Origin of the sequence: Candidatus Pelagibacter sp. HIMB1715, from assembly GCF_052047595.1 — a bacterium.
Taxonomy (GTDB): Bacteria; Pseudomonadota; Alphaproteobacteria; order Pelagibacterales; family Pelagibacteraceae; genus Pelagibacter.
Genome location: NZ_JBNAJY010000003.1, coordinates 128931 through 141628 on the forward strand (window position 1 = coordinate 128931; position 12698 = coordinate 141628).

The window sequence follows — 12698 nt, forward strand, 5'->3', positions numbered from 1 at the left end:
TATTTTGGTTACTTTATATTGATTATATTGAATTAATTAACAAAAAAAGATCCTCTAATTCGTAACAATTCTCTGCTTAATTCTTTATTTTCTTTGAAAGGTTTTCTTCCATGAAGCCAAAAATAATTATTTGCAATTATAGAGCAACCAACCGGTAACTTTGTAATTACTTTATTTTCACTTCCTTCCAGAGCATCAGATAATCTCTGTAAAAAATTACCCTGTTCCATGTTTTTCGGTTCAGGAAATTGGTCAATATATGAAATATGTGGTCTTCCTTTATCATCTGAAGAAAAAACTGGATGCTCAACTTTATAATCTACATTTTTACTCTTAGGTGAGCTCCAAAGAAAATCTTGTTTACCCACAGGATCATTTGATAGTTTTTTGCAATGTTCCCAATCATCTAAATGCAACATCGCAGTCTCTCCACCATCTACATTTTCTTCTTCTAACTTTGTCATAATTAACCAATCAGTAATTTCTTTAACATAAGTTCCATCTGTATGAAGATCCATATTACGGTAAGCTTTTCTTAAATAAGAGTCACTCGCGTCTTCGTGTTTAACATGGAAACGAGCATAGTATTTTCCTGCCATCGAATCATGGTTAGGATTTCCAATTAAATAGGCAATGGCAGTTGATAATTTTACCAAAAATTCATCATTAATTTTCGGTGAAATATTTTTTGGCCCAATTATAAAACAACCAGTTGAACGATCTCTAATTATTGAGTTCATTAGTTTACTAAGTTGATTTTCTGTTAAATCATCTAAACTTTTTGCTATTGTAAACCTTGTGAAAGGCTTTAGTTCTAAAGCTGTTAAGTCGAATTTATTAAATGGAAAAACTAATTTCTCAATAATCTCATCAGTAATTTTAATATTCAAAATTCTATTTGATTTATCATGTTCTTGAATTTCTAAACCAGTTATTTTTTCCATAAGAAACCTTAAGTTAACTTTTTTAATAAATCAATTTTATTTAGAAATAATTAACTAATATTGCCATACTTATGGCAGAGAAAATTGTTGGATAAACATAATTTTTTTTAAAGATAAAAAAAACAATTAAGGATAGTAAAACAACAACAAATCTTACTAGGTAGCTTGAATCATCCATTACACCAACTGGAAAAATTATTGTTCTTGCAATTAGAGCTGCTAAAGTTGCATAAGCTAAACAATTAAACCATTTAAATATCTTAGAAGTTTCTTTTATAACCTCTGAGCTTACTGCCCCAAGAAATCTTGATAAAAAAGTTGCGAGGGAAGTAACCAAAATTGCTAAAACGATACTAGTTGACATTTTTTTCTCCTATTAAATAAGCAATAGTCCCACCAACTACTCCACCTAATAAAATAGACCATTCTGGTGAAAAAAAATAAAAAACAGGTCCTAAAATAATTCCAAGTAAAACTGATAAAGTAACTTGTCTTGTCTTAGATGCTCCTACCATCATGCATAAAAAATAAACAGGATTTAAAATAGCTAAACCCATCATCATTTCTTTATTTAAATATTCTGAAAAATAGAAACCTATTAAAGTTCCAATTACAGCAACACTCCAAGTTGCGCTTCCAATCCCTATCCAATAATCAATTCTATATTTTTCTGGAATAGTCTTATAATTACTCTTCATAATCAGCCAAGCTGATACAGCTATGAAATGGCATGAAAAATAATATTTCCACTTTGGTTGATCTTCATGCATCATTAATGGAAACAAAGAAACAGCCATTGGATATAAACGAGCATTAACAAACCAAACTGCTAGAAAAATATTTAATAAAGAAGCACCAACCAATAAAGACTCTGCCATAACCAGAGATCCTGGCAAAGCGTAAGTAAGCATTGTAGAAAAAACGCTTTCTTGAATGTTAAAGCCAAGATTTTTTAAAAGAGCGCCTATAGCAATAAAGCAACAACCTAATGCTATTGCCGGACTATCATGTGCTAGTATTGATTTATATCCTTTAAAAAAGAAATCTTTATTTATCATTAGCCACCAAGGAATAGTCTACCAACATCAGGGTTTTGCAATAACTCATCCCCTTTGCCAGCAATTGCAGTTTGTCCAGATACTAATACATATCCAATGTCTGCAAATTCTAAACCTTTTTTGGCATTTTGTTCTACTAAGATTATAGTTTTCTTTTCATTTTGTTGAAGATCTTTAAGTATCTCAAAAACCATATCGATATATCTTGGTTCTAAGCCAATTGATGGTTCGTCAACCAACAACACTGATGGTTTCATAACTAATGCTCTAGAAATTTCTAACAATCTTCTTTCGCCGCCAGATAAAACTTTAGCAGGTTGATTTCTTCTATTTCTTAATCTTTCATATTTTTCTAAAATTCTTTCAGCTTCCTCAAAAGACTCTTCGGTTTTATCTTTAATATATCCACCCATTAATAAATTTTCTTCAACTGTCATATCTGGAAATACTGAGTTATCTTGTAAAATATATGCAATTCCAACTGATTTTAATTTTTCAGCTGGTGTAAGATTTGTAATTTCCTTGCCTTCTATTTCAATTTGACCAGAGAAAATGTTTGTAAATCCATAAATTGAATGAAGAATTGTAGATTTACCAGCTCCATTTGGTCCAATCAAACATAATGATTGTGCTTTATTCACAAATAGATCAAAATTATGTAAAATTTCCATTTTACCATATCCGGCATTTAATTTTTTTATCGTTAAATGTATTTCATCTGGAGATAATTTTTTTAAATCTTCTGGCGTTGGAGCTTTTCCTAAAACTTCGTATTGATTAGACATTATTGAGCTCCTAAATATGCGTCGACAACTCTTTTGTCGTTTTTAATTTCATCTGGTGAGCCATTCGCCAACATTTTACCATGTGCCAAACAAAATATATTTTCAGCTAATTGCATGATTACTCTCATATTATGTTCTATAACTAGAAGCGTAATTCCAAAATCTTGATTTACTTTTATTAATCTATCTATAATTCCATTAATTAATGTTGGGTTTATACCAGCTGTAGGTTCGTCTAATAATAACATTTCTGGTTCATTCATTAATGCCATAGCAAGCTCTAGAAGTTTTTGTTGTCCAAATGATAAATCTCCTGCTCTTAGTTTTCTCTTTTGATATAAACCTACGAAATTTAATAAATTTTCTGCTTTTTCTGTGAGCTCTTGAGGTATTTTAGAAAACAGTTTTAATAAACTTTCATCACTTCCTTTATGGCTAATAAGCATATTATCAATGCAGTTTAGTTTTCCATAAATTCTTGTTTGTTGAAATGTTCTTAACAATCCTAGCTTTGCTATTACGGGAACAGGAAGCTCAGAAACTTCTTTTCCATTAAATTTAATTGAACCTTGGTCAATTGGATAAGTGCCTACTATTGAATTGAACAAAGTGGTTTTTCCTGATCCATTAGGGCCAATCAATCCTACAATTTTACCTTTTTCAACTGACATTGAGATATCAACATTAGCTTTTACTCCCCCAAAAGATTTACTAACGTTACTAACTTCTAAAATACTCATTTTATCTCTACCTGAGCCTTTCGATCAGCTTCATCAACTACTTCTCCAAATCTGTGAGGATATTTTTCTCTCAACCAACCCATTAATCCTTCAGGGAAATAAATCACAATCACCACAATTAAAACTCCCAAGGCTACATACTGCCAACCTAGGAAGAATGTCCAAAATCCTTCTTTAAAAATATGGAATATTGTTGCACCGATAACTGGTCCCCAAAGAGTTCCTTTACCACCTAATATTGCCATCAAAACCATGAACACTCCCATTTCTCTTCCATCAAAAGCAACATCTGTTGAGTCGATATATCCAACAAGGCCTCCCATTATTCCTCCTGCTAGACCACAAAAAAATGCAGAAATCATCCAACCAATAATTTTATATTTCATTGTTGCAATTCCCATAGCTTCAGCCTTGTCTTCATTGTCTCTGATTGCATTAAGGATTAATTTAAATCTAGTAGAGTAAATCGCTTTCACAGTTATAAATGTCAAAACTAAAACTATAAAACTTAAAAAGTAAAAGAATTCTCCTCTAGCTTCTAAGCCTCCTATGTTGGGAAAAGGTGGAGTAGTAAAACCTTGTCCTGCTCCAATAATTTCAATTCCTCCAGAAATTTCACCAGCAGCTACTCCTAATCCTAGAGTACAAATAGCAAAATAATGACCTCTCAATCCTAATATTGCATAACCAATTAAACCAGCAACAATAGTTGGAACTACTGCGGCAACAACAAGTCCCATCGCCATACCTTGGAAAAATTGGGTAGGAGTATGTACAAATGTTTTTTCACCACCACTTTCTGTCCATTCTGCTAATGGAAAAAACATTCCAACTTGAACTGAAGCACACAAATACATACCTAGTCCATAGAACAAAATATTTCCAAATGTATTGTAGCCCATTTCTCCTCCTTGAATATTCCAAGTGGTTGCAAGAACAATTAGAATGCAAAGAATTGATAATTGTACTTTAAATGCTGGAAATATAAATGGTGCTACTAAACCAAATATTAAAATTCCTATATAAAGTATTAAATTATTTTTGTTCATATAGACTATTAATTTTTTCTCTGAAATTTTGATCTACTGTAAAATAATGACCATCTTCATCATGTACACTTGAGCCTGATGAATGATATTCATCTAAGTGTTTTTTAAATTTATCTATGTCAACTTCAACTGTTTGACCTTGATTATCATTGATTTTAACTTTCCTCATTTTAAGTACTCTCTCTTTCTTGAAAGTTTAAATCTTCGATAAACTAAGATTAAAACTAATAATAAAAATACTGATCCAATTCTAAACTCTGTTCCTAAAATATAATCTGCAAATTCCTCAAAAACTCCTAATCCCATACCTGACATTGCAACACCTGGTAAATTTCCTAAACCAGCAACAATTACAATCATGAAAGATCTAATCGTATAAGGTAAACCCATATAGGGGTGAATAGTGAATGTTATAGAGATTAAAGCTCCAGCTACACCACATAAAGCAGCATTAATTCCAAAAGTTGCTGCGTATACTTTTTCAGTATCTACACCTAAAATTTTTGCAGCACGTGCATTTTGAGCGGTTGCTCTAATTGCCCGTCCAAGTTTAGATTTTTTCATATAAATCACTAAGCAAACTGCAAATAAAATACTGATAAATGCTGAAAATATTTTTGAATTAGGAAGAACAACATTATTATCGAACAACATTGTTGTACCATAATGCGAATTTGCAAGCACAACATCTGCACCAAATGCAAAGTTCATTAATTGCATGAATAAAATACTTATTCCAAATGTAGCTAAAATTGATATAAATAAATCTCTATCGACTACTTTATTTATAACCAGCTTATAGATCGCAATACCTACGAAATACATTATAATTGGAGCAACAATTACTCCCCATGCTGGATGAATACCATAAAGATACATAAAGTACGCAATGTATCCTCCTAAAATAACAAGATCTCCTTGAGCAATATTAATTATATTCATAACACCCCATTGAAGTGCCATTCCATAAGCAATTAATGCGAACAATACTCCTAAAAGAATACCATCCAAGCAAGCTTGAACAGTTATCATTGGGTATTGAAATACAAGAAAATCCATAAAATCTTTTTTGGTTTATATAAAAAAAAGCCCCCTATTACTAGGGGGCTCAATTTTTAATTATTATCTTTCAGACCACTTAGGCATTGGGTGAATTAACTTAGCAGATGCCCATTTTAATGGAGCAACAACTTTGTTTTCACACTTACCAGCATCATCACACATTACTTGGAAAAGTACCATTGGCTTATCAACGTTCTGACCGCCAGGTGCAAATTTAATATTTCCATAGAATGTTTGCATGTTAGTAGCTGCAAGAGCATCTCTTACTTTCTTTTGATCAAAAGAATTGGCTCTTTCAAATGCATCTTTGAACACCAATAACGCAGCTGAAGACTCAGCAGATTGGTATGGTGGATCATATCCAAACTCTTTCTCAAAGTCTGCAGCATAGGTCATTCCATCCTTAAAGAAATCATCTTTATAAGTTAGAGATTTATGCCATTGAGAAGCACATAGTGCATACTGAGAATTAGCACCATGTTGTTTTGATAATTTCGCTGCATCACAGTGAGTCATAGCCAACATCGGAACATCAACCTTCATTTCAGCAATTTGTCTTACTGCAGTCAATGCACCTTTAGTATGACCTGATACAACTAAAACATCTGGTTTCATTTGTTTAACTTTAATCAAAGTTGCAGCCATATCATTTAACTCTTTAGGCAGTTTGTCATCGATTATGATTTCAGATCCAGTTCTTTCTGCAGCATCTAAAATACCTAATCTAACATCTTGTGAAAAAGCATCTTGTTCAAATGCTTGAGCAATTCTTACTGGTTTTCCACCATTTAGCTCAACTGCTGTTTCAATTGCTACATCAAGATATAAGTTTGCCGGAGCTAATACTGCAAATAGATATTTGTAACCTTTGGTAAACAAAGATCTAGAAGCACCATTCGCCTCTACCATTGGAACACCATATTTTTCAGTTACAGGTGCAATAGCTTTTGTAAGACCTGAACTGTATGGGCCAAGCATAAACTCAACACCATCTTGTGAAATTAATCTTTCTGCAAGCTGTGCAGCTCTCTTAGGGTTTGATTCATCATCGTAATAGATAATGTCAAACATGTAAGTTTTTCCACCAACTTTTACACCACCCATGCTGTTAATTCTGTCAACGGCCATGTTATAACCATTTTGAGTATGAACACCATTTGATGAGTACTTACCAGTTAAGGAAATTGCAGCACCTAAAATAATTTTGTCACCAACTACTTTTGCAAAAGATGCAACGGAAGTTGAAAATAAAATTACTAATGCAGAAACAAAACTTAAAATTATTTTATTTAACTTCATTTTATTTCCCCTTTAATTAATTAATTAATGAGTAATTAAATAAACAAATTGCATAGAATGCAAGTAGCAATAAAGACTAAGTTTGAGTTTAATACTGTTGTGTAATAACAATAATTCCAGCAATAATTACTAAAACACACGCTGAAATTGTATTAATAGTTTTCGGATTTGCAGTAATCCATTTAATCAATTTTTGTGCAAGTATCGCATAACCAATCAGAGATAAAAAATCTAACACAATGTAAGTTGTAATTAAAATTGTAAATTGAGCTAAAAGATTGGAACTAAAATCAATAAATTGTGGAAATATAAAAGGAAAAAACATCCAAGCTTTAGGACTGGTTCCTGCAACTAAAAATCCATCTCTAAAAAAAGATAAATTACTTTTTGTGACTTCTTCTTTATCTTTTAAATTTTTTGGACGAGACTTATAAATATCATAAGCAAGATACAAAATGTAAAGAACTCCAATCCATTTAAAAATATTAAGAATTAATGAATTTTCTGAAAAAAATGAACCTATTACAAAAATTACCAAAGTAGCTTGAATTAAATTTGCAGTAACATCTCCAAGCGCTGACCAAACACATTTCCCTACTCCATAATTCATTGAGTAAGAAATTATAACTATTCTAGGAGTGCCAGGAGTAATGAATAAAAAAATGATAATCTGTAAATAAAGTATGAATTCTAAAGGAAGCATATTTTCAGAGAAGATAGTCCTTAAAAACCAGGAGCTAAAGATGGCTAAGAAGGACTATCTAAATCATAATATCAGAGGGTAAAAAAAATGCATTAAATTTTTATTTCAAATATAAAGGATTTATGAAAAAAAAAGGCTACACCCCAGTAACTAAAGTGAAAAATCCTGAACCCAGTATTGATGACCCAGACTGGGTAATTTGGGCGGCATGGGCTGACAGAATTACTTTTGAGGAAATTGAGCAAAAAACAGGGAAGCGAGAATCTGATGTAATTAAAATTATGAGAAGATCTTTAAAACCATCATCATTTAGATTGTGGAGTAAAAGAGTAAATCAAAAAAGTATCAAACATAGAAAAAAATTTGAATATTCTAGAAAAGAAATCACTAGTAAAATTAAAAAAGGTGACTATCTATAAGTTATGAAAAAAATTACCATGTATACTGGCCCCCTATGTAACTATTGTGAGGCTGCAAAAAGATTATTAACAAGAAACAATGCTCCATATAATGAAATTGATATTTCAAAAGTTGAAGGTGCAATGGATGAAATGATTAAAAAAGCAAATGGAAAAAGAACAATTCCACAAATTTTTTTTGATGAGCAGCATATAGGTGGCTATGATGAAGTAAGGGCCCTAGAAAAAGAAAATAAACTTCAAGATTTGTTAAAAAATTAAAATTATTTTTAAGCTTTTGGTTTAAAAACTAAACAGACACCATTATTGCAATATCTTTTTCCAGTTGGCTCTGGACCATCATCGAATATATGTCCATGGTGACCACCACATTTTTTACAATGATACTCTGTTCTTCCATAACCTAAATGATAATCTGTTTTTGTTTCAAAAACATCTGGTAAAGATTCATAAAAAGATGGCCAACCAGATCCACTTTCATATTTAGTATCTGAGTCAAATAACTTCTCACCACAATTTGCACAATGAAAACTTCCTTCTCTTTTTTCATGATTAAGTTCACTTGATCCAGCAAGTTCTGTGCCTTCCTCAAATAAAATTAATTTCTGTTCAGCGGTTAGGTTGGGGTTAATTTTTTTTGTCATATTCAAATATACTTAGCACAAGTTTGATGCAACAAAGAGTGTAACTCTACTAATTTTTCAAAATCTTTATTGTATCCTCCTCCTAAAACTCCACAAAAAGGTATTCTTTTTGAATAAAAATTTTCTATTACAAGTTCATCTCTAAACTTTACACCTTGATCGGAAATTTTTAATTTTCCTAATCGATCATTAAAATGAATGTCTACTCCTGCGATATAAAATACAAAATCAAAATTTTCTTGATTTAACTCTGTTAAATAGTGCTTTAAAGTTTTGATGTAAGTATCATCCTCTGTGTTGTCTTCTAGCTCTACATCTAAATCACTAATAGATTTTTTTGCAGGATAATTAGTTTTTGAATGCATGCTAAATGTAAAAACGTTTCTATTTTCTTTAAAAATATCTGAATTGCCATTTCCTTGATGAACATCAAGATCTACAATTAAAATTCTATTGGCAAGACCCCTGTTAAGTAAATAATGAGCTGCAACCGCTACATCATTAAATACACAGTAACCAGCACCACTATTGTAATTAGCGTGGTGACTCCCTCCAGCCGTATTACAAGAAATTCCATAATTAATTGCAAGTTTTGATGCCAACACAGTACCTCCTGTTGCAACCAAAGATCTCTTAACAACACTATCTACCAAAGGAAAACCTATTTTTTTAACACCATCTTTATCTAAAGTTTTATTTTTGATATCGCTTATATATTTTTCAGAGTGAGCAAACTTTAATGTTTCAGATGAGCATGGATAAGGTTTGTGAAACTTTTTGACTACATTTTTTTTAATTAAATAATTTGCAAGTTCACTAAATTTATTTATTGGAAATTTATGATCATCTCCAATTTTTGCAAAATAATCTTCATGATTTACAACTGGTAACTCCATGGTTACTCTAAAACTCTAATTGGCTTTCCATTAACACAAGCCTCTAATCCCTCAATCATTTGATTGTAAAAAATACTGTAATTTTCTGCTGTTACATATCCTATATGTGGAGTTAACAAAGCGTTAGGTAAAAATCTTAATTTATTATTTTCAGGCAAAGGCTCTTTTTCATAAACATCAATTCCAGCTCCAGCAATTTCATTAGTTGATAATGCTATAATCAAATCATCTTCATTAACTATTGGACCTCTTGAGGTATTAATTAAAAAAGCTGTCTTCTTCATATTGTCTAACTCTTTTAATGTTATGCAATCTTTGTATCTCTCTCCACCTTGAACATGAATAGATAAAACATCTGAGTTCTTAATTAAATCATCTTTGCTACATGGCAAGACATCTAGCTCTTTGCATTTATCTAAACTTAAATTTTCACTCCAAGCCATAACTTGCATTCCAAAAGCTTTTCCAATTTTTGCAACTTCACTTCCTACTCTTCCCAATCCTATTAATCCTAATATTTTTCCTTTTAGCTCAACACCAATAGTAGTTTGCCAGTATCCTTGATACATATTATCAAACTCTTCTTTAAAATTTCTAGCCAAACCAAGAATTAGTGCCCAAGTAAGTTCAGGAGTAGGATTGATATTAATATCTGTTCCGCAAACTATAATTTTTCTTTTTTTAGCAGCTTCTAGGTCTATAGATCTATTTCTTAATCCACTAGTGATAACAAATTTTAAATCACTTAAATTATCAATAAGATTTTTTGTAATTGGAGTTCTTTCCCTCATTATCAAAAGAGCCTCAAAATCAGCTAATTGTTCAATAGCGTCTGCTTCGTCTACAAAAGGTTCACTGAAAATTTTAAATTCATATTTTCCAGATAATTTTTCTAAATCAACAAATTGTTGAGCAACATTTTGGTAATCATCTAATATAGCTACTTTAAGCATTTTTAATTTTTTTGTTTGATAAAAATAGACCTAATATAATTAAAATAGACCCAATTAAATGAAAAAATAAAAATTTTTCATTAAAAAGTATGATTGCAAAAATTGTACTGAATAAAGGAATTAATGATAAAAAAATTCCTGCCCTATTAGCTCCAATTATCGCAACAGCACCTGCCCAACAATAGTAAGAGCCAATACTTGGAAACAAAGCAATATAAAATAAAATATAAAAAAAGTTACTATTTATCTCTACAACTTTATTTTGAATTATATCGATAATAAATAGAGGTAAAAGAAATATTAGGCCAAAAGTGCATATGATTTGTACAAGGGCAATTAGAGAAACATCAAAATTTCTTTTTCTTAAATATGCTGAATAAATTCCCCATGCAATTATCGCACCTATCATAAATAAATCTCCTTTATTAAAATTTAAAGAAAGCAAAATATTAAGATCCAATCGTGTGATAATAGCTAAAATACCTAATACAGAAATAAATAGGCCTGATAATTGAAAAATATTTGTTTTTTCAATTTTTAACAAAAAACAAACTAAAATTATTGTAACTGGTATTGCAGTATTAAAAAGAGATGCATTGATTACTTGGGTGTGATTTAAAGCATTATAAGTAAATGAAGTAAATATACAAACACTGGTAAAACCAAGGATAAAAAATAAAGATAAATTTTCTTTAATTTTATACTTTAATTTAAATATTTCCTGATACGTAAAGGGAAATAAAATTATCCATACAAGACACCATCTTAAAAATGAAAGAGTATTTGGTGGTATGTTTTGCAAGTATGCAAACTTAGCAATTGTAAAATTGCCTGCCCAAAATAATGTTGCACAAACCAACATTAAATATGCTTTGGCGTTCTGACCCACTTAGCTAAATCTTAACGAACTATAAGGTTTTAAATCTAAGTTTGTATTTTCGTTCGCAATCATTCCTGAAACAATCTTTCCAGAAATTGGGCCTAAAGTCCATCCTAAATGATGATGTCCAAAACAATAATAAACATTTTTATAATTTTTGGATGGCCCCATGACAGGTAAAAAGTCTGGTAAAGTTGGTCTAAATCCTAACCACTCATCCTCATGCTCGGGTAAATCACCAAGCATATATTTTGCATTGTTAATTAAATTTTTAACTCTAGATTTTGACAAAGGATTTTCTAATCCACCAAATTCAACTGTACCAACTACTCTTAATCCTTGTTCCATTGGTGTAATTCCAAAACCACGGTTTGAAAATACTACTGGTCGGCTTAATAAATGATCACAGTTTTTAAAATGAACATGATATCCTCTTTCAGTATCTAGAGGAATTTGTTCATCTAAATTATCAGTCAATTTTTTAGAAAAAGCGCCACAAGCAATTACTACTTTATCAAAAACATAACTTTGTGTTTCAGTTTTAAAAATAGGTTTTTCATCATCAAATTTTATATCTTTAATATTTACTTTGTTAAACTTTCCACCTTTTTGCAAAAATAGATCAAATAATTTTAAAAGGATTCTTTTTGGATTTCGAGCATGTCTTGCATAAGGATAGTAAACTCCAGAATGATAGAAAGGTTTAATATGGGGTTCTAAATCATGAATTTCAGCTTTATTAACTAGTTGCTGCTTTACTCCCAATTCATCTCTAACTCTTATTTCTAATTCCCTACTTTTTAGATCTTGATCATTCCAGATATAAAGTATTCCTTTGTTTTCCACTAATCCTTCAAGATCTATTTCATCAAATAATTCATCATATGCCGGTAGAGCTAAATCTAAAATTTGATGCATATTTTTTGCAGTATGCATCATCTTGGTTTTTGTAGTGTTCATGATAAATTTCATGAACCATGGAATCATTTTTGGAACGTAATTCCATTTTAAAGCTAAAGGACCAGTTGAACTTAATAACATAGCCGGAACATCTGCTAAGACATCAGTTCTATTTAAAGAAAGTGAAGCATAAGGCGAAAAATGTCCTGCATTTCCATAAGAGGCCGCTTGGCTTCCTGGATTATCTCTATCAAATATTGTTACATTAAATCCCTTTTTTTGAAGGAACAATGCATTTGATACACCTTGGATGCCTGCACCAACTATTCCAACCTTAATGTTCTTATTCATAAGAACGTTATACAA

Annotated in this window: 17 protein-coding genes; 2 read left to right on the plus strand and 15 right to left on the minus strand. The window is 30.9% G+C overall.

From position 1 onward, the window contains the following. Positions 1 to 32: 32 nt before the first annotated feature. The 10 genes from glaH to ACTTAY_RS01305 all read right to left on the minus strand — a co-directional run bounded on the left by glaH (position 33) and on the right by ACTTAY_RS01305 (position 7640). Positions 33 to 944: a glutarate dioxygenase GlaH gene (glaH, locus tag ACTTAY_RS01260; protein ID WP_440672075.1), complete on the minus strand. Its 912-nt coding sequence runs from the start codon at positions 942 to 944 to the stop codon at positions 33 to 35. 40 nt (positions 945 to 984) lie between these two features. Continuing rightward, positions 985 to 1308, minus strand: a complete 324-nt coding sequence (locus ACTTAY_RS01265) for an AzlD domain-containing protein (RefSeq protein WP_440672076.1) — start codon at positions 1306 to 1308, stop codon at positions 985 to 987. Continuing rightward, positions 1298 to 2002, minus strand: coding sequence for an AzlC family ABC transporter permease (locus ACTTAY_RS01270; protein WP_440672077.1), 705 nt, complete (start codon positions 2000 to 2002; stop codon positions 1298 to 1300). The genes ACTTAY_RS01265 and ACTTAY_RS01270 overlap by 11 nt, the downstream gene beginning before the upstream one ends. Continuing rightward, a complete protein-coding gene (locus tag ACTTAY_RS01275) occupies positions 2002 to 2787 on the minus strand; it encodes an ABC transporter ATP-binding protein (protein ID WP_440672078.1) in 786 nt (261 codons plus the stop codon). The genes ACTTAY_RS01270 and ACTTAY_RS01275 overlap by 1 nt, the downstream gene beginning before the upstream one ends. Next, positions 2787 to 3527 (minus strand): ABC transporter ATP-binding protein, encoded by a 741-nt coding sequence (locus tag ACTTAY_RS01280; RefSeq protein WP_440657040.1) that lies wholly within the window; start codon positions 3525 to 3527, stop codon positions 2787 to 2789. Before ACTTAY_RS01280 ends, ACTTAY_RS01275 begins: the two co-directional genes overlap by 1 nt. Beyond that, the gene (locus ACTTAY_RS01285) at positions 3524 to 4576 is read right to left on the minus strand and encodes a branched-chain amino acid ABC transporter permease (RefSeq protein WP_440672079.1); all 1053 of its coding nucleotides are present in this window, start codon (positions 4574 to 4576) and stop codon (positions 3524 to 3526) included. Before ACTTAY_RS01285 ends, ACTTAY_RS01280 begins: the two co-directional genes overlap by 4 nt. Then, positions 4563 to 4745, minus strand: coding sequence for a hypothetical protein (locus tag ACTTAY_RS01290; protein WP_075506245.1), 183 nt, complete (start codon positions 4743 to 4745; stop codon positions 4563 to 4565). Before ACTTAY_RS01290 ends, ACTTAY_RS01285 begins: the two co-directional genes overlap by 14 nt. Next, positions 4742 to 5635, minus strand: a complete 894-nt coding sequence (locus ACTTAY_RS01295; RefSeq protein WP_075506246.1) for a branched-chain amino acid ABC transporter permease — start codon at positions 5633 to 5635, stop codon at positions 4742 to 4744. Before ACTTAY_RS01295 ends, ACTTAY_RS01290 begins: the two co-directional genes overlap by 4 nt. 63 nt (positions 5636 to 5698) lie before the next feature. After that, positions 5699 to 6937: an amino acid ABC transporter substrate-binding protein gene (locus ACTTAY_RS01300; protein ID WP_440672080.1), complete on the minus strand. Its 1239-nt coding sequence runs from the start codon at positions 6935 to 6937 to the stop codon at positions 5699 to 5701. An 88-nt stretch (positions 6938 to 7025) separates the two neighbouring features. Next, a complete protein-coding gene (locus tag ACTTAY_RS01305; protein WP_440672081.1) occupies positions 7026 to 7640 on the minus strand; it encodes a LysE family translocator in 615 nt (204 codons plus the stop codon). A gap of 122 nt (positions 7641 to 7762) precedes the next feature. Here ACTTAY_RS01305 and ACTTAY_RS01310 point away from each other — a divergent pair, with 122 nt between their 5' ends. Together ACTTAY_RS01310 and grxC are read left to right on the plus strand one after the other, a co-directional pair. Further along, positions 7763 to 8059, plus strand: coding sequence for a TIGR03643 family protein (locus ACTTAY_RS01310; RefSeq protein WP_440672082.1), 297 nt, complete (start codon positions 7763 to 7765; stop codon positions 8057 to 8059). Positions 8060 to 8062: 3 nt separating this feature from the next. Continuing rightward, complete coding sequence (grxC, locus tag ACTTAY_RS01315) at positions 8063 to 8320, plus strand: glutaredoxin 3 (RefSeq protein ID WP_075506250.1); 258 nt, start codon at positions 8063 to 8065, stop codon at positions 8318 to 8320. An 8-nt stretch (positions 8321 to 8328) separates the two neighbouring features. On the opposite strand, the gene msrB is transcribed toward grxC, so the two are convergent. The 5 genes from msrB to ACTTAY_RS01340 are packed head-to-tail and all read right to left on the minus strand — an operon-like array spanning position 8329 to position 12683. Further along, positions 8329 to 8703 (minus strand): peptide-methionine (R)-S-oxide reductase MsrB, encoded by a 375-nt coding sequence (gene msrB / locus ACTTAY_RS01320; protein WP_440672083.1) that lies wholly within the window; start codon positions 8701 to 8703, stop codon positions 8329 to 8331. A 2-nt stretch (positions 8704 to 8705) separates the two neighbouring features. After that, positions 8706 to 9599, minus strand: a complete 894-nt coding sequence (locus ACTTAY_RS01325; protein ID WP_440672084.1) for a histone deacetylase family protein — start codon at positions 9597 to 9599, stop codon at positions 8706 to 8708. 2 nt (positions 9600 to 9601) lie between these two features. Next, complete coding sequence (locus tag ACTTAY_RS01330) at positions 9602 to 10552, minus strand: D-2-hydroxyacid dehydrogenase family protein (protein WP_440672085.1); 951 nt, start codon at positions 10550 to 10552, stop codon at positions 9602 to 9604. Further along, a complete protein-coding gene (locus ACTTAY_RS01335) occupies positions 10545 to 11441 on the minus strand; it encodes a DMT family transporter (RefSeq protein ID WP_440672086.1) in 897 nt (298 codons plus the stop codon). The genes ACTTAY_RS01330 and ACTTAY_RS01335 overlap by 8 nt, the downstream gene beginning before the upstream one ends. Next, positions 11442 to 12683 (minus strand): NAD(P)/FAD-dependent oxidoreductase, encoded by a 1242-nt coding sequence (locus ACTTAY_RS01340; RefSeq protein ID WP_440672087.1) that lies wholly within the window; start codon positions 12681 to 12683, stop codon positions 11442 to 11444. Positions 12684 to 12698: the final 15 nt, after the last annotated feature.